Source organism: Salmonella sp. SA14318, assembly GCF_029866905.1.
Classification (GTDB): domain Bacteria; phylum Pseudomonadota; class Gammaproteobacteria; order Enterobacterales; family Enterobacteriaceae; genus Salmonella; species Salmonella enterica.
The window spans coordinates 3,342,606-3,359,839 of record NZ_CP123282.1; the positions used below are offsets into that span (position 1 = coordinate 3,342,606).

The 17,234-nt window shown below is 53.5% G+C and carries 13 protein-coding genes and 1 other annotated feature; of the genes, 5 read left to right on the forward strand and 8 right to left on the reverse strand.

The annotated features are described in order from the left end of the window. Positions 1 to 243: 243 nt before the first annotated feature. From htpG to QEN32_RS16115, 6 genes are all read right to left on the reverse strand, one after another. Positions 244 to 2,118 (reverse strand): molecular chaperone HtpG, encoded by a 1,875-nt coding sequence (gene htpG, locus QEN32_RS16090; RefSeq protein ID WP_001523272.1) that lies wholly within the window; start codon positions 2,116 to 2,118, stop codon positions 244 to 246. Between the two features lie 110 nt (positions 2,119 to 2,228). Further along, entirely contained in the window at positions 2,229 to 2,834 is a 606-nt protein-coding gene (recR, locus tag QEN32_RS16095; RefSeq protein ID WP_001195023.1) for a recombination mediator RecR, read from the reverse strand. Then, entirely contained in the window at positions 2,834 to 3,163 is a 330-nt protein-coding gene (locus QEN32_RS16100; RefSeq protein WP_000467098.1) for a YbaB/EbfC family nucleoid-associated protein, read from the reverse strand. The genes recR and QEN32_RS16100 overlap by 1 nt, the downstream gene beginning before the upstream one ends. Positions 3,164 to 3,208: 45 nt before the next feature. Beyond that, positions 3,209 to 5,137, reverse strand: a complete 1,929-nt coding sequence (gene dnaX / locus QEN32_RS16105; protein WP_000121967.1) for a DNA polymerase III subunit gamma/tau — start codon at positions 5,135 to 5,137, stop codon at positions 3,209 to 3,211. Continuing rightward, positions 3,812 to 3,876 (reverse strand) — a sequence feature (DnaX frameshifting element). It overlaps the preceding gene by 65 nt. Positions 5,138 to 5,250: 113 nt before the next feature. After that, the gene (gene apt, locus QEN32_RS16110) at positions 5,251 to 5,802 is read right to left on the reverse strand and encodes an adenine phosphoribosyltransferase (RefSeq protein WP_000127350.1); all 552 of its coding nucleotides are present in this window, start codon (positions 5,800 to 5,802) and stop codon (positions 5,251 to 5,253) included. Between the two features lie 152 nt (positions 5,803 to 5,954). Beyond that, positions 5,955 to 6,332, reverse strand: a complete 378-nt coding sequence (locus QEN32_RS16115; RefSeq protein ID WP_001189860.1) for a DUF454 family protein — start codon at positions 6,330 to 6,332, stop codon at positions 5,955 to 5,957. Positions 6,333 to 6,400: 68 nt separating this feature from the next. On the opposite strand from QEN32_RS16115, the gene priC reads away from it, so the two are divergent. From priC to QEN32_RS16130, 3 genes are all read left to right on the forward strand, one after another. Further along, entirely contained in the window at positions 6,401 to 6,928 is a 528-nt protein-coding gene (priC, locus tag QEN32_RS16120; protein WP_001575715.1) for a primosomal replication protein N'', read from the forward strand. A 13-nt stretch (positions 6,929 to 6,941) separates the two neighbouring features. After that, the gene (gene rsmS, locus QEN32_RS16125) at positions 6,942 to 7,109 is read left to right on the forward strand and encodes a pleiotropic regulatory protein RsmS (RefSeq protein WP_000051158.1); all 168 of its coding nucleotides are present in this window, start codon (positions 6,942 to 6,944) and stop codon (positions 7,107 to 7,109) included. Positions 7,110 to 7,178: 69 nt separating this feature from the next. Then, positions 7,179 to 8,102, forward strand: a complete 924-nt coding sequence (locus QEN32_RS16130; protein WP_094897758.1) for an Rpn family recombination-promoting nuclease/putative transposase — start codon at positions 7,179 to 7,181, stop codon at positions 8,100 to 8,102. Between the two features lie 41 nt (positions 8,103 to 8,143). On the opposite strand, the gene mscK is transcribed toward QEN32_RS16130, so the two are convergent. Then, positions 8,144 to 11,506 (reverse strand): mechanosensitive channel MscK, encoded by a 3,363-nt coding sequence (gene mscK / locus QEN32_RS16135; RefSeq protein ID WP_265321881.1) that lies wholly within the window; start codon positions 11,504 to 11,506, stop codon positions 8,144 to 8,146. Between the two features lie 118 nt (positions 11,507 to 11,624). After that, the gene (acrR, locus tag QEN32_RS16140; RefSeq protein WP_000101755.1) at positions 11,625 to 12,278 is read right to left on the reverse strand and encodes a multidrug efflux transporter transcriptional repressor AcrR; all 654 of its coding nucleotides are present in this window, start codon (positions 12,276 to 12,278) and stop codon (positions 11,625 to 11,627) included. Between the two features lie 141 nt (positions 12,279 to 12,419). Between acrR and acrA the strand changes: the two genes are divergently transcribed. Both acrA and acrB read left to right on the forward strand, forming a co-directional pair. Then, positions 12,420 to 13,613, forward strand: a complete 1,194-nt coding sequence (acrA, locus tag QEN32_RS16145) for a multidrug efflux RND transporter periplasmic adaptor subunit AcrA (protein WP_001039199.1) — start codon at positions 12,420 to 12,422, stop codon at positions 13,611 to 13,613. Between the two features lie 22 nt (positions 13,614 to 13,635). After that, on the forward strand, positions 13,636 to 16,785 hold the full coding sequence (acrB, locus tag QEN32_RS16150; protein WP_001132508.1) for an efflux RND transporter permease AcrB: 3,150 nt from the start codon (positions 13,636 to 13,638) through the stop codon (positions 16,783 to 16,785). Positions 16,786 to 17,234 lie beyond the last annotated feature (449 nt).

The following is a 17,234-nucleotide window of genomic DNA, read 5'->3' on the forward strand; positions in this document are numbered from 1 at the left end:
ACAAACAGTACTCGCCCGTAGGCCGGATAAGACGCTTCGCGTCGCCATCCGGCAGTCACAAAACAGTACCCGTCCGTAGGCCGGATAAGACGTTTCACGTCGCCATCCGGCAGTCACAAAACAGTACCCGTCCGTAGGCCGGATAAGACGTTTCACGTCGCCATCCGGCAGTCACAAAACAGTACCCGTCCGTAGGCCGGATAAGATGCTTCGCGTCGCTATCCGGCAATCAGATGAGCGTTATCAGGACACCAGCAACTGGTTCATACGGCGGATAAACTGGTTCGGATCTTCCAGCGTACCGCGTTCAGCGAACAGCGCCTGATCCAGCAGCAGCTCGACCCACTCTTTAAACTGCGCTTCATCCTCGGTATCGGCAGTGCGTTTGACCAGCACATGATCCGGGTTGAGCTCAAAGATGTATTTCACTTCCGGCACGGACTGACCGGCCGCGGCGAACAGTTTCGCCATCTGGGTGCTCATTTCATCCGCATCGGTGGTGACAATCGCCGGCGTGTCGGTTAAACGATGCGTCAGACGCACCTCTTTCACGCGATCGCCCAGCAGGGTTTTGACACGCTCCACGAACGGCTCAAGCGCCTTTTCCGCTTCTTTCGCGTTTTCGTCGACTTCATCCGCCAGTTTTTCGATGGACTCATCGGCTTTAGCGACCGACTGGAATGCTTTACCGTCAAACTCGGTCAGGTAGTTCATCATCCACTCGTCAATGCGATCGGAGAGCAGCAGCACTTCGATGCCTTTCTTACGCAGCAGTTCCAGGTGCGGGCTATTTTTCGCCGCCGCATAGCTGTCTGCGGTGATGTAGTAGATTTTTTCCTGCCCTTCTTTCATCCGGGAGACGTAATCTTCCAGCGACACGGTCTGGGCGGAAGAGTCCGTATGGGTGGAGGCAAAGCGCAACAGTTTAGCGATCGCTTCCTGGTTGGCGTGATCTTCCGCCGGGCCTTCTTTCAACACCAGACCGAACTGTTTCCAGAAGGTTTGGTATTTTTCCGCGTCATCTTTCGCCAGTTTTTCCAGCATTTGCAGGACGCGTTTGGTCAGAGCGCTACGCAGATTACGCGTTACTGTGCTGTCCTGCAGGATTTCACGGGAGACGTTCAACGGCAGGTCATTAGAATCAATCAGGCCGCGCACGAAACGCAGATAGTTCGGCATGAACTGCTCGGCATCGTCCATAATGAACACGCGCTGTACGTACAGCTTCAGACCATGTTTGTGATCGCGGTTCCACAGATCCCACGGCGCCTGCGACGGGATATACAGCAGGCTGGTGTACTCCTGCTTACCTTCCACGCGGTTGTGGCTCCAGGTCAGCGGATCGGTGAAATCATGCGCGATGTGCTTGTAAAACTCGTTGTACTCGTCGTCTTTAATTTCCGACTTGTTACGGGTCCACAGCGCCTGGGCCTTGTTGATTTTCTCCCAGGAAATCACGGTTTCGCCGTCTTTTTCTTCCCGTTTTTCAATCTCTACCGGCAATGCGATGTGATCGGAATATTTACTGATAATCGAGCGTACGCGCCAGTCATCGAGGAATTCATCTTCGCCTTCACGCAGGTGTAAGGTGATTTCCGTACCACGATCATTTTTGGTGATATCGGCAACGGTGTATTCGCCTTCGCCTGCCGATTCCCAGAACACGCCATTTTCCGGCTTGTCGCCTGCCGCACGAGTACGTACGGTCACTTTATCGGCCACAATAAACGCGGAGTAGAAGCCTACGCCAAACTGACCAATGAGCTGGCTATCTTTCGCCTGATCGGATCCCATTGATTCGAGGAAAGATTTGGTGCCGGACTTGGCGATGGTGCCTAAGTGGTCAATCACCTCATCACGATTCATCCCCACGCCGTTATCGGCAATGGTCAACGTACGCTTATCTTTATCGAAAGAGACGCGCACACGCAGCTCGCCATCTCCTTCATACAGGTCCGGGTTTGACAGAGCGCGGAAACGCAGCTTGTCCGCCGCATCTGAGGCGTTAGAGATGAGTTCACGCAGGAAGATTTCTTTATTGGAATAAAGAGAATGGATCATCAGGTGCAGAAGTTGTTTAACTTCTGACTGAAAACCACGCGTTTCTTGTCCTTTCATGTGGATAGACCTCAACAATGCCATTTTTAATGGTAAAAATACGTTGAGGGTGAGATGGGGACAAGCGGGTGTGATTTCAAGCGGAGGCCGCGAATGCCGCCTCCGTTTGTTCAGAAAATAATCTTATGGCGTCCCGCCAGCGAGTGGGACAGCGTCGTACCGTCGACCATCTCCAGTTCGCCGCCAACCGGCACGCCGTGGGCGATACGACTGGCTTCGACGCCGGCCTCCGCGCACAGCTCGGCAATATAGTTCGCGGTAGCCTCCCCTTCAACCGTCGGGTTGGTCGCGAGGATCAGCTCACTGATTTTTTCTGACGCCAGCCGCTGTTCCAGACGATCGAGACCGATATCATCCGGCCCGATGCCGTCCAGCGGCGACAGGTGGCCCATCAGCACGAAATACCGCCCGGAAAATTGCCCGGTCTGCTCAATGGCGTAGATATCCGCAGGACTCTCCACCACGCAAATCTGGCCGTTTTCCTGACGCCGCGGGTTCGAGCAGATATTACAAACATCCTGCTCGGTAAAGGTGCGGCAGTCGGCGCAGTGGCCGATTTCCGACATCGCCCGGGTCAGCGCCTGCGCCAGGCGCATTCCGCCGCTGCGATCGCGCTGCAACAGGGTAAACGCCATCCGCTGCGCCGACTTAGGGCCGACGCCCGGAAGGCAGCGCAACGCTTCCATAAGCTGAGTTAACAGCGGACTGGTTTGCATCAGAATGGCATCTTAAAGCCTGGCGGCAGTTGCATACCGGAAGAGACGGAAGCCATCTTCTCTTTTTGCGTCTCTTCAATGCGGCGCGCCGCATCGTTGAAGGCCGCAGCGACCAGATCTTCCAGCATCTCTTTGTCATCTTCCAGCAGGCTTGGGTCAATTTCCACGCGGCGGCAGTTATGCGCGCCGTTGATGGTAACCTTCACCAGACCCGCGCCGGATTCGCCGGTCACTTCCAGCTGCGCAATCTCTTCCTGCATTTTCTGCATTTTTTCCTGCATCTGCTGGGCCTGCTTCATCAGATTGCCCAGACCGCCTTTTCCAAACATAAGCTCTCTCTCTTGATGGTTCACAATCGCAAGCCGGGCTTACGATCAAATGGGGCGGATACTCTCTTCATCCAGCTCGGCGTCGAAGAATCGACGCAGCGTCTGAATGTTATTATCCGCAATAATTGACTCACGCGCTTGCGCGAGTTTCTCTTCATAAATGGCCTGACGCCATTCCAGCGGCGTACGCACCGCGGGATTATCATCTTCAACGATGGTCAGTTCAACCGTCGTTCCCGTCAGATCGCTGAGCGCTTGCGCCAGCTTTTGCTGCGCGCCGCTGGAATTGAGGTGCCGCTGCGTCGAGCGCAGATGCAGACAAACCGCGTTGCCGTTCTGCTCCTTCCAGGCATTGAGCGCCACCTGCTCCACCAGCTTAGGCAAAGAAAGCTGGCTTACCTGCGCCGCCCACGGATCGCGCTCAATCGCTTCCGCCGCCAGTTTAGCCGCCAGCTCCGGCGTTTTTTCATGCTCCAGAGCTTTCTTAAGCGCTTTTGGCGTAGCCACCACTTCTTTGGTTTGTACTACCGGCGTGGTGGCCTTCCAGCGATAAGCCTCTTTCTTTACTGGCGCCGTTTCCAGCGCAGACGGCGCCGGGCGCGCCTGTACGCGCTCCGAAACCGAGGCCAGCCGCTCCAGCGCAGAGTTATTCACCGGCCGCGCGCGGGATGCGGCTGCCGGTTCACTCTTTTTTGTTTTGGTTACTCCCTGCGCGCGCTGTAGCTGATTGCGCGCCGCCAGCACCTGACTGGTAGATGCCGGCAGCGGCGCTGGCGATGTCTGCGGCGCGGGCGCCGACGGCTGCTGCACCTGCGGCGGCGTCATTACCGCCGTTGGGGCCACGGGCGCAAAAGACTGCCGCGGCGTTTCAGGCTCCGGCAAGGGCATACGCGGGTGAAACGCCAGCGCACGCAGTAACGTCATTTCAACGCCCATCCGCCGGTCCGGCGCCCAGGGCAATTCTTTGCGACCAATCAACAACGTCTGATAATAGAGCTGAAGATCGCCGGGAGGCACCGTCCGGGCAAGTTCGCGCATCCGTTGCTCGATAGCCGCCATATCGCTGCCTAACGCGGCAGGCGAAAGTTGCACCATCGCAATACGGTGCAGCAGGCTAAGCATTTCGACCAGCAGCGCTTCCCATTCAATACCGCGCGCCGCCGCCTCGTTGATAAGCGACATGACGCGTTCGCCGTTAGCGTCAACCACCGCCTCGACTAATGACAAAGCCTGGTCGTCGTCCAGCGTACCGAGCATGGCGCTTACCGCCTGCGTCGAAACCTGCCCGTCGCCGCTGGCGATCGCCTGGTCAGTCAGACTTAATGCATCGCGCAGGCTGCCGTCAGCCGCCCGCGATAACAACTGCAACGCGCGGGGTTCGTGAGCGATATGTTCCTCATTGAGAATATGCTCAAGCTGATGGCGAATCTGTTCAACATCCAGCGCTTTGAGATGAAACTGTAGGCAGCGCGACAAAATGGTCACCGGCAGCTTCTGCGGATCGGTGGTCGCCAGTAAAAATTTCACATGCGCTGGCGGCTCTTCAAGCGTTTTAAGTAGCGCATTAAAGCTGTGGCGCGACAGCATGTGGACTTCATCGATCAGATAGACTTTAAAGCGACCGCGCGCAGGCGCGTACTGGACGTTATCCAGCAGGTCGCGGGTGTCTTCGACTTTGGTACGCGATGCGGCGTCAATCTCAATGAGATCGACAAAACGCCCTTGCTCAATTTCCCGACAGTTATCGCAAACGCCGCACGGCGTCGCGGTAATGCCGGTTTCGCAGTTCAGCCCCTTCGCCAGCAGTCGGGCGATAGAGGTTTTACCGACGCCGCGCGTGCCGGAAAAAAGATATGCGTGATGAATGCGCCCTAACGACAAGCCGTTCGCCAGTGCGGTCAGCACATGTTCCTGGCCGACGACGTCAGCAAAGGTTTGTGGGCGCCATTTTCTGGCTAAGACCTGATAACTCATTGGCAGGCTCTGAAACGCTGGAAGGTGGATTCATAGAAGGGTAATGCTAACACAACCTCGCCGATACAGCGAGGTTGTCTCTCTGGCTAAAATAGCAGTGCGGATAGCCTGAATCAATGCCCTGGAAACGGCACCAGGCTATAACAGGTAATCCCCTGCTTTTCCAGACGCTGCTCGCCGCCCAGATCGAACAAATTAATGATGAACGCCGCATCGGTGACTTTCCCGCCCAGACGACGGATCAGCTTCACGGTCGCCTCAATGGTGCCGCCAGTCGCCAGCAGATCGTCCACGACCAGCACGTTGTCGCCAGGTTTAATCGCGTCGACATGAATTTCCAGCTGATCGGTGCCGTACTCTAATTCATAGGTCTCGGCAATAGTTTCACGCGGTAATTTGCGCGGTTTACGTACCGGAACAAAACCAACGCCCAGCCCAAGCGCAACCGGCGCGCCAAACAGGAAGCCACGCGCTTCGGTGCCGACCACTTTGGTGATACCCGCATTTTTATAACGCTCAACCAACAGTTCAATACTGAGCGCGTAGGCTTTCGGGTCTTCCAGTAAGCTGGTGACATCACGGAAAAGAATGCCCGGTTTCGGGTAATCCTGAATGCTTTTGATGCTGTTTTTGAGAAACTCAAGCTGCTGTGCAGTCGCGGTCATGGATATATGCCTGCTAAGTACGGTGTTACTCACGGCGCAATACTTTTCGGTCAGGGGTAACGCTCGGTTACTCTTTGACCGCCTGCGCCTGTGCTCGAAAACGGTCGAATTTACTGGCTGTGAACGACAATTGCAACAGCGATTCGTGTGCTTCAGCGCTTTTGTTGCTTTTCATCAATCACCGGTATCCGCCACATAAAAATCAGCAGACAGGCCAAAATAACCAACAGCAGCACCCGCACCCACATCATATTCACCAGCCACAGCGAAATACCAAAGGTCAGCAATATCAACGCGATCGCTCGCGGTTTCGCTCCCGGCGGCATGGCCCGATAGCGCTGCCAGTGGCGCAGATAACCGCCAAACCATGAGCGGTATAACAACCAGGCATGGAAACGCGGCGACGAGCGGGCGAAACACCAGGCCGCCAGTAAAATGAACGGCGTAGTCGGCAACAGGGGCAAAACCACGCCCAGTGTCCCTAATACTACCGCCAGCCAGCCAATGATGATTAAAATAGTACGTTGCATAATGCGAATCGTTATCAAACAGAAGGCTACTGTAGCACAGCCTGTCTTATTTTCATCGGGGTGTTGAATTGAAAACCGCTATGCTGTTACAGACGCTGGAAGAGAGGCTGGCGACGCTACGCCAACGCTGCGCGCCGCTGGCGCAACATGCGACGTTAAGCGCGCGCTTTGACCGACACCTTTTCCGTACCCGCAGTACTCTGTTGCAGGGATATCTGGAAGAGGCTGACGCCAATCTCGCCGCGTTGCGTCAGGCGGTAAAACATGAGCAACTGCCGCAAGTCGCCTGGCTGGCGGAACATCTGGCTTCGCAACTGGAGGCGATATCGCGTGAAACCGCCGCCTGGTCGCTGCGCCAGTGGGACGCCGCCGCGCCAGGGCTTGGCCGTTGGCAGCGCAGACGAATACAGCATCAGGAGTTTGAACGTCGACTACTGGCGATGACACAGGAGCGCAAAATTCGTCTGGCGCAGGCGACCGGCCTTGTCGAACAACAAACGCTGCAAAAGGAAGTCGAGATCTATGAAGGACGGCTGGCGCGCTGTCGACATGCGCTGGAGAAAATAGAAAACGTACTGGCGCGTTTAACCCGCTAACCCTGGAGAAAGTATGTCGCTTGAAAATGCCCCTGATGAAATCAAACTGGCCGTGGATTTAATTATGCTGCTTGAAGAGAATCGCTTACCGGCACGAACGGTGCTACGCGCGCTGGAAATAGTTATGCGTGATTATGAAAACAAGTTAAAAAGTACGGAAGACGACTCGCAAACAGAGTAATTGCCCGCTGGTTTGTCCTCGTTGTCGCTGACAGAGTGGTCGCTACAGTCAGGCAACAAAGGACGGGGCATGGAACGTCTACCCACCACGCCGCACGATGCGGTATTTCGACAGATGCTGATGCAAAAAGAGGTCGCCCGCGACTTTCTGGCTATCCACTTGCCAGAAGCCTTTCTTGCAATCTGCGATCTGGATTCACTGAAGCTGGAGTCAGGGAGTTTTGTTGAAGACAATTTACGCAGCCGCTATTCAGATATTCTCTACTCTCTGCATACCCAACACGGCCCCGGGTATGTTTACGCGCTCATTGAACATCAGAGCAAATCAGACCGGCTGATGGCTTTTCGCCTGATGCGTTACGCCATTGCCGCCATGCAGCGTCATCTGGATGCCGGCCATGATACCTTGCCGCTGGTGGTACCAATCCTCTTTTATCACGGTCCGGAAAGCCCGTGGCCCTATAGCCTTAACTGGCATAATATGTTTGTGAAACCGGATATGGCGAAGGCCTTATACAGTCATGAATTTGCGCTGGTCGACCTGACGACAATGCCGGATAATCAGCTTTTGCAGCATCGGCGGATAGCGATGTTAGAGCTCCTGCAAAAACATATTCGTCAACGCGATTTAAGCGAACTGCTCGCCCCCCTTATCACGCTTTTAACGCAGGATCATTTGACGGACACGCAGCTCAGTGTACTAATCAACTATATGTTGAAAGCAGGAAACGCCGCAGAACCCGGAGCGCTGATTCGTCAACTGGCGCAGGGCGCGCCGCAGTATAAGGAACAACTGATGACAATAGCGGAATGGCTGGAAGAAAAAGGCCGAACGGAAGGGTTGCAAAAGGGCCTTGAGCAAGGGTTAGCACAAGGCCGTGAGGCCGAAGCGCGCGCTATTGCCCGCAAAATGCTTGCCAACGGGCTGGAACCCGGGCTCATCGCCAGCGTCACCGGCATTACGCCGGAAGAGCTTTCTACGCTTTCGCATTAGCGGCGCCGCGCGCACTCATAAAGCGCGCAGCCCACCGCCTTTTAGCTTGCCGTAGGCGCCAGATCGCCGCCGTTGAGATCGCGCTTCACTTCAGTGACTTCGTCGCCCTTCGCGTTATGCAGATGCACCTCAAGCTGGTTAAAGGCGATATTGATATCATTTTCACGGCACAGTCGATCGATCGCGCGGTTCAGTTCATCCACCGTATGGCTACGATCGCGCAATTCACGCACGTACAGACGCAGTTCATGATCCAGAGTGCTGGCGCCAAAGGTGGTGAAGAATACGGCAGGTTCCGGATCGTGCATCACCTTCGGATGCTCCATCGCCGCCTGTAGCAAGACTCTTTTCACTTTCTCCAGATCCGAGCCATAAGCCACGCCAAGCCGGATCACCAGACGTGTCGTGGTATCGGAGAGGGACCAGTTAATCAGCCGCTCCGTTACGAACGCTTTGTTCGGAATGATCACTTCTTTACGATCAAAATCGGTAATAGTGGTGGCGCGAATACGAATCTTACTGACCGTGCCGGAATAGGTGCCGATCGTTACCGTATCGCCAATGCGTACCGGACGTTCGAAGAGGATGATTAAACCCGAGACAAAGTTACCGAAGATCTCCTGTAGCCCAAAACCGAGACCCACCGACAACGCCGCCGCCAGCCACTGGAGTTTATCCCACGAGACGCCGAGCGATCCGAATACTGTCATCGCGCCAACAGCGATAATGACGTAGTTAAGGATCGTGGTGATCGCATACGAAGCCCCCTGGCGCATATTCAGACGTGAAAGCACCAGCACTTCCAACAGGCCGGGTAAGTTGCGGATAAGCGCCCAGGCCACCATCGCGGCAATAATGGCGAATAGCAAGCTGCCCATCGTCACGCTTTTCACCACCGCAGCGCCAGCTTCGGAGCCGTTGTAGTGCCACAGCGTGATGCTATCAAGATAGCTGAATACGGTGATCAAATCGGACCAAATCGCCCAGAACATAACGCCGAACAGGGCAAGCATTAGCAGCATCGTGATACGTAATGTTTGCTGGTTAATCTGCTCCAACGCGATGGTGGGTTCTTCCTGTGGCTCCGCGCCTTCCGCTCCCTCTTTTACCAGGTTCTGACGACGAGCCAGCGCGCGTCGCCAGGCAATCCGGCGCGCCGCTACGCTTAACCCGCGCAGCACCGTTTGATAAAGCAGGTTCCAGATAATGACCAGATAGACGGTTTCAATCCAGCGCCCCGCCAGGCGCAGCGTGGTATAGAAATAGCCGGTCGCCGTTAATACCATTAACGCCACCGGAATAATGGAAAGAATCGTCACGGTCACCAGTCGAATGCCGTGAGATTCTTTATCTCGCCAGCTTTCCCGGCACAGTGGCCACACCAGCAATGTTATGACCAGCAGATTGAGGAAAATAACCGCCTGCCCCAGCACGTCATCCATCAGATTCAGCGGCGACAACTCCGCCACCACAGACCAAAAGTGCAGCGGCAGCAATGCGAGGCTAATGCGTACAATCTGGCGACGCCAGTGGCTGGTCAACTGCGCCGGCATACCAAAATGGCGTATCGCCACGCCCTCTTTTTCCAGCACCTTCCAGCACAGCCCAAAGACCAGCCAGAACATTGCGAGCTTTTTACTAAAGGCCCAGAGCAGATCGCTGATATTTAGCTGCATGGTCAGCAGGATCAGTCCAAGCGCGAGGATAATCAGGCACACCGGCAGCGCGCGGATCAGATCGATCAGAATAGCTTTTGGCGTATTGAGCTGACTATCGTTACGCAGCGATCCCACGGCGGCGGCCAGCTTCTGTTGATACGCTTTTAACCATTTCAGACGCCAGCGGATTAAACCGGCGATGAGCAAGAGCGGCAACCCGGCCAAAAAAGCAATAAATACCGCGGGCCAGGCTTTTTGCCAGTTCACCGTGATTTTCATGGCGCTGAATTGCTCTTTTAACGTTTGGGGGAACGCTTTAAGCCAGTCCCAGTCCATAGGGCGGTTACTGTTCACCCAAAAAATCTGCTGCGTCAGAATGGCTTTCAGATTTTTCGATACGCTCATCAACTGCTGCTGGTTAACTTGCAGGTTAATCGCCATCATCAGCTGGTTACCCAACTGTTTATTTAGCTGATCCAATAGCTCACGGCGCATCTCCACCACCTGAAGCAACGCATCATGAACTTCATCATTCACCTCGCTGGTATGCCCCTCCTCCAGCTTGTCGACAAAGGCATCGCTTTGGAATAAGGCATCACGCTGCTGGTTGATTTCAAACTGCTCCAGACGCAAATCCGCAATGCGGCTGGTCATATCTTCGAGTTCGTCGGCGGAGGGCAGAGTTTGCTGCTGTTGATAAAGAATACGCGACAGCAACAGGCTGCCTTTTAAGACGGCAATCTGTTCTTTGATATTTCTTTCCGACTGCAGCGCGCGATCGAGCCAGTTTTTTACTTTAATGTTTTGCTGCATCAACATATTGCCGTTTTCGGTCGCGACAATCAGACGCTGGCTGAGTTGATGGTTAATATCCAGTTCCTGTTTTACCAGCGGGTTCGCCTGGATACGCGCCGTTTCGTCCGGCGAAATGGCCTCCTGGGCCGTTTTTTCCGTTAGCGTAAGTCGTTTACTGTTGACCGCCTCCTGTAAAAGTTGAAGCTGATGTTCAAGGCGATTACTGTTGGCCGTCACGTAATCCCGCTGTTTTTGCAGGGTGTCCTGCAAAACGGTATTCCCTTCAAGACTCTTACGTTGCTGGTCGATCTGCGCATTAAGCAGCGCCTGTTGTGCCTGTAATAACACCTGTTGGCTGGGGCGAAGCGCGGCTTCGCCGACGTTATTGCCGTCCAGACGGTTACGGATTTGCTGTATTTGCTGTGAGGCGGTATACATGGCGTTTTGCACGCGCTCAGGCTGGGTCTGTAGCGAAACAAGCTGGCTGTTATAAGCGGCAAGATCGTTTTGCGAATTTTGCAAATCATCCAGTACCTGCGCCACGCGCAGCTCAAGCTGACGTAGCGAAAGCGCACTCAGCGTTTTTCGCATTTCATCATCATTATCGACGTCGCTCAGCGCATTCAACGCAGCCGTCGCCTGACGCATTTTTTCAGGCGCCTGCGCCACCTTCTGCCGTAACTGTACGGTTTCCTCTTTTACCCGCTCGATTTTATCCAGCGTAGCTAACGTATCAATAAGGTCCTGCTGGACGAGCTTATCCTGGGCGGAGAGATCTTTTTGCTTATTCAGCGTATCCAGCTGGTTTTGCACATCCGCTTTTGACGGCAGGTCGCCATTCGTTTGCCCCCGGGCAAATGCCAGAGACTGACAGGACAGCAGGATAATAAGGACGCTAATTGTAATAAAAACAAAATGCTGTGAACGTTTATAAAGCTGCAACATAGTCATGAGAATGAAGTGTCTGAACCGGCAAGCAGACCGGAAATAATTGAGTCGCAAGAATATCACGCCTGTAACAAACAGAATAGCGACACAGAAAATGTCCAGGAGTTTTCCTGGAATATTATCAGGGGGAGCCGTTGACCGTCGACGCGCGCAGCGTCGGACACAATTGATACATCTCCAGCAGGATCGTGACGTAGGCGCGAGCTTCTTTTTTTAAATCAAACGATTGCGGAGCAAATAACCAGTTTTCCATGAGCCCTGAAATAAAGCTGCGCATCAGTATCGCCGCACGACGAGTCAGCAGATTTTCAGGCAGCATTTTAGCATTAATACAATGTTTTAACGTTTGTTCAATCCGATCGTAACTTTCCAGACAAAGGCTACGTTGCGCCTGTTGAACCACAACCATTTCTCCGACAAACTCACATTTATGGAATATAATCTCCATCAATAAGCGGCGTCGTTCTTCTGTTACAGTAGCTTCAAGAATATGAACTAAAATTTCTCTTAATACAGATAGTGGATCGTCGGGGAATTTTGCCTGATACTCAATCTCAAGCTCACCAATATTGGATTCTGATAGCTCCCAGATCTCACTGAATAAATCCGACTTATTTTTGAAATGCCAATAGATTGCGCCGCGCGTCACGCCCGCAGCGTTCGCAATCTCCGCCAGCGAGGTTGCCGATACGCCTTGCTGCGAGAACAAACGCAGGGCCACATCCAGGATGTGTTGTCGTGTCTCCAGCGCTTGTTGTTTGGTTTTTCGTGCCATATGTCGGTGAATTTACAGGCGTTAGATTTACATACATTTATGGATGTATGTACCATAGCACGACGATAATATAAACGCAGCAATGGGTTTAAGGACCTTTGACCATTGACCAATTTGAAATCGGACACTCGAGGTTTACATATGAACAAAAACAGAGGGTTAACGCCTCTGGCGGTCGTTCTGATGCTCTCAGGCAGCTTAGCGCTAACAGGATGTGACGACAAACAGGACCAGCAAGGCGGCCAGCAGATGCCAGAAGTTGGAGTTGTCACACTAAAAACGGAACCACTGCAAATCACAACTGAACTTCCGGGTCGTACCGTTGCTTACCGTATCGCCGAAGTTCGCCCACAGGTAAGCGGCATTATCCTGAAGCGTAATTTCGTTGAGGGAAGTGATATCGAAGCGGGAGTCTCTCTCTATCAGATTGATCCTGCGACCTACCAGGCGACTTACGACAGCGCTAAGGGCGATCTGGCAAAAGCGCAGGCCGCCGCGAATATCGCTGAACTGACGGTGAAGCGTTATCAAAAGCTGCTGGGTACGCAGTACATCAGTAAGCAGGAATACGATCAGGCGCTGGCTGACGCACAACAAGCGACTGCCGCCGTTGTCGCAGCAAAAGCCGCCGTTGAAACCGCACGTATCAACCTGGCGTATACCAAAGTCACCTCACCGATTAGCGGTCGTATTGGTAAGTCATCCGTAACGGAAGGCGCGCTGGTACAGAATGGTCAGGCGTCGGCGCTGGCGACAGTGCAGCAGCTGGACCCTATTTATGTCGATGTGACCCAGTCCAGCAATGATTTCCTACGCCTGAAGCAGGAGCTGGCAAATGGTTCGCTGAAGCAGGAAAACGGCAAAGCGAAGGTCGATCTGGTGACCAGCGACGGTATCAAATTCCCGCAGTCCGGTACGCTTGAATTCTCCGACGTGACCGTTGACCAAAGCACCGGGTCTATTACTTTGCGCGCCATCTTCCCTAACCCGGATCACACCTTATTGCCAGGAATGTTCGTTCGCGCACGTCTGCAGGAAGGGACAAAACCGACGGCATTACTGGTTCCACAACAGGGCGTTACCCGTACTCCACGCGGCGATGCCACGGTGCTGGTGGTTGGCGCTGATAACAAAGTGGAAACCCGCCAAATCGTCGCAAGCCAGGCGATCGGCGATAAGTGGCTGGTGACTGACGGATTGAAAGCGGGCGACCGCGTAGTCGTCAGCGGGCTGCAAAAAGTACGTCCTGGCGCACAGGTTAAAGTGCAGGAAATTACCGCGGATAACAAACAGCAAGCCGCAAGCGGTGATCAACCTGCTCAGCCCAGGTCTTAACTTAAACAGGAGCCGTTAAGACATGCCTAATTTCTTTATCGATCGCCCTATATTTGCGTGGGTGATCGCCATCATCATCATGTTGGCAGGGGGGCTCGCGATCCTCAAATTGCCGGTAGCGCAATATCCGACGATTGCGCCACCAGCAGTGACGATCTCCGCAACCTACCCTGGCGCTGATGCGAAAACGGTACAGGATACCGTCACGCAGGTTATCGAACAGAATATGAACGGTATCGATAACCTGATGTATATGTCCTCCAACAGTGACTCCACGGGGACCGTGCAGATCACGCTGACCTTTGAATCCGGCACCGATGCGGATATCGCGCAGGTTCAGGTTCAGAACAAGTTGCAACTGGCAATGCCGTTACTTCCCCAGGAAGTACAGCAACAGGGCGTGAGCGTTGAGAAGTCCTCAAGTAGCTTCCTGATGGTAGTGGGCGTCATTAACACCGACGGCACCATGACCCAGGAGGATATTTCGGATTACGTTGCCGCCAATATGAAAGATCCGATCAGCCGTACCTCTGGGGTGGGCGACGTCCAGCTGTTTGGTTCGCAGTATGCGATGCGTATCTGGATGAATCCGACAGAGCTGACCAAATACCAACTGACGCCGGTCGACGTGATTAACGCGATCAAAGCGCAGAACGCCCAGGTCGCGGCAGGTCAGCTCGGTGGTACGCCGCCGGTAAAAGGCCAGCAGCTTAACGCATCGATTATTGCCCAAACGCGTCTGACCTCAACGGATGAGTTTGGCAAAATCCTGCTGAAAGTGAATCAGGATGGCTCTCAGGTTCGTCTGCGGGATGTAGCGAAAATTGAGCTTGGCGGCGAAAACTACGACGTCATCGCGAAATTTAACGGTCAGCCAGCGTCAGGTCTTGGCATCAAACTGGCTACCGGCGCCAACGCGCTGGATACCGCTACCGCTATTCGCGCCGAACTGAAAAAAATGGAACCGTTCTTCCCGCCAGGGATGAAAATCGTCTACCCGTATGACACCACGCCGTTCGTGAAGATCTCTATTCATGAAGTGGTAAAAACGCTGGTCGAAGCGATTATCCTCGTGTTCCTGGTGATGTACCTGTTCCTGCAGAACTTCCGCGCGACGTTGATTCCGACTATTGCGGTTCCGGTGGTGTTGTTGGGAACCTTTGCCGTGCTTGCGGCATTCGGTTTCTCGATAAACACGCTGACGATGTTCGGGATGGTGCTCGCCATCGGCTTGCTGGTGGATGACGCCATCGTGGTGGTCGAGAACGTCGAACGTGTTATGACGGAAGAAGGCCTTCCGCCGAAGGAAGCGACGCGCAAATCCATGGGCCAGATTCAGGGCGCATTGGTGGGTATCGCGATGGTACTGTCGGCGGTATTTATTCCGATGGCCTTCTTTGGCGGCTCAACCGGGGCAATTTATCGTCAGTTCTCTATCACCATCGTATCGGCGATGGCGCTGTCGGTGCTGGTCGCGCTGATCCTGACGCCCGCGCTGTGCGCGACGATGCTCAAACCCGTCGCCAAAGGCGATCATGGCGAAGGGAAAAAAGGCTTTTTCGGCTGGTTTAACCGCCTGTTTGATAAGAGCACGCATCACTACACCGATAGCGTAGGCAATATTCTGCGCAGCACCGGGCGTTATCTGCTGCTCTATCTCATTATCGTCGTCGGTATGGCTTATCTGTTCGTTCGTCTGCCAAGCTCTTTCTTGCCGGATGAAGACCAGGGCGTATTCCTGACAATGGTCCAGCTCCCCGCCGGCGCGACGCAAGAGCGCACGCAAAAAGTGCTGGATGAGGTCACGGATTACTATCTGAACAAAGAGAAAGCCAACGTTGAATCGGTATTCGCCGTCAACGGCTTCGGTTTTGCAGGGCGCGGTCAGAATACCGGTATTGCATTCGTGTCGTTGAAAGACTGGGCCGATCGTCCAGGCGAAAAAAACAAGGTTGAAGCGATTACCCAGCGGGCAACCGCAGCGTTTTCACAAATTAAAGATGCGATGGTCTTCGCCTTTAACCTGCCGGCGATTGTTGAACTGGGCACCGCAACCGGGTTTGACTTCGAGTTGATTGACCAGGCGGGACTTGGTCATGAAAAACTCACCCAGGCACGTAATCAGTTGTTCGGCGAGGTGGCGAAATATCCTGATCTGCTGGTCGGCGTTCGACCTAACGGTCTGGAAGATACGCCGCAGTTTAAAATCGATATCGACCAGGAAAAAGCTCAGGCGCTGGGCGTGTCTATTAGCGACATTAATACCACGCTGGGCGCAGCATGGGGCGGCAGCTATGTAAACGACTTTATCGATCGCGGTCGTGTGAAGAAAGTTTACGTGATGTCCGAAGCGAAATACCGCATGTTGCCGGATGATATTAACGACTGGTACGTTCGTGGTAGCGATGGTCAGATGGTGCCGTTCTCCGCATTCTCCTCTTCCCGCTGGGAATATGGTTCGCCACGTCTGGAACGCTATAACGGTCTGCCTTCGATGGAAATTCTGGGTCAGGCGGCGCCAGGCAAGAGTACTGGTGAAGCGATGGCGATGATGGAGGAACTGGCCAGCAAGCTGCCGTCAGGCATTGGGTATGACTGGACCGGGATGTCCTACCAGGAACGGTTGTCCGGCAACCAGGCCCCTGCCCTGTATGCTATCTCGCTGATCGTCGTCTTCCTGTGTCTGGCGGCATTGTATGAGAGCTGGTCTATCCCGTTCTCCGTAATGCTGGTTGTTCCGCTTGGGGTTATCGGCGCGCTGCTGGCTGCGACCTTCCGCGGACTGACTAACGACGTTTACTTCCAGGTGGGCCTGCTCACAACCATTGGGTTGTCGGCGAAGAACGCGATACTTATCGTCGAATTCGCCAAAGACTTAATGGATAAAGAAGGGAAAGGTCTGGTAGAAGCGACGCTGGAGGCCGTCCGGATGCGTTTGCGCCCGATTCTGATGACCTCGTTAGCGTTCATGCTGGGGGTTATGCCGCTGGTTATCAGTTCCGGCGCGGGTTCCGGCGCACAGAATGCGGTAGGTACTGGCGTACTGGGCGGGATGGTAACGGCAACCGTACTGGCTATTTTCTTCGTACCGGTCTTCTTCGTGGTGGTACGCCGCCGCTTTAGCCGTAAAAGCGAAGATATTGAGCATAGTCATTCGACAGAACATCGCTGATTTGCTCACTGTTGATAAGGCCGCGCAAGCGGCCTTTTTTACGCAAAAATCATAAAATACGCTTATTGTTAGATTGATTATTTTTTGCCATATTAATAAAAGGTATAATCCTTACTGCGTTAAAGGCTTTTCTTAGGAAAGTTGGCCATTTCTTAATTCAGCCATTAATTAAGAAATATTAAGAATATTCCTAGCTATTTTCTCCTGTCAGAGTCTATTGTTTTAGCCTGAAAAGCTAAAAAATGTTAACCCAATGATTACACAAACAATAAAACTGGTTCCTTTTTAGGCGACCGACGATCACTGTTAAAATTCGAAAAAGTATGGCAACACGCGGCTTTCACGCAATTGTAATTTTTCGTAATATGACGATGAAAAGTTTTTTAGAGTAGATTATAGTTAAATCATAAGGTGACGTGGGAAGTACCAGGTTAGTTAGTTGTATCCAT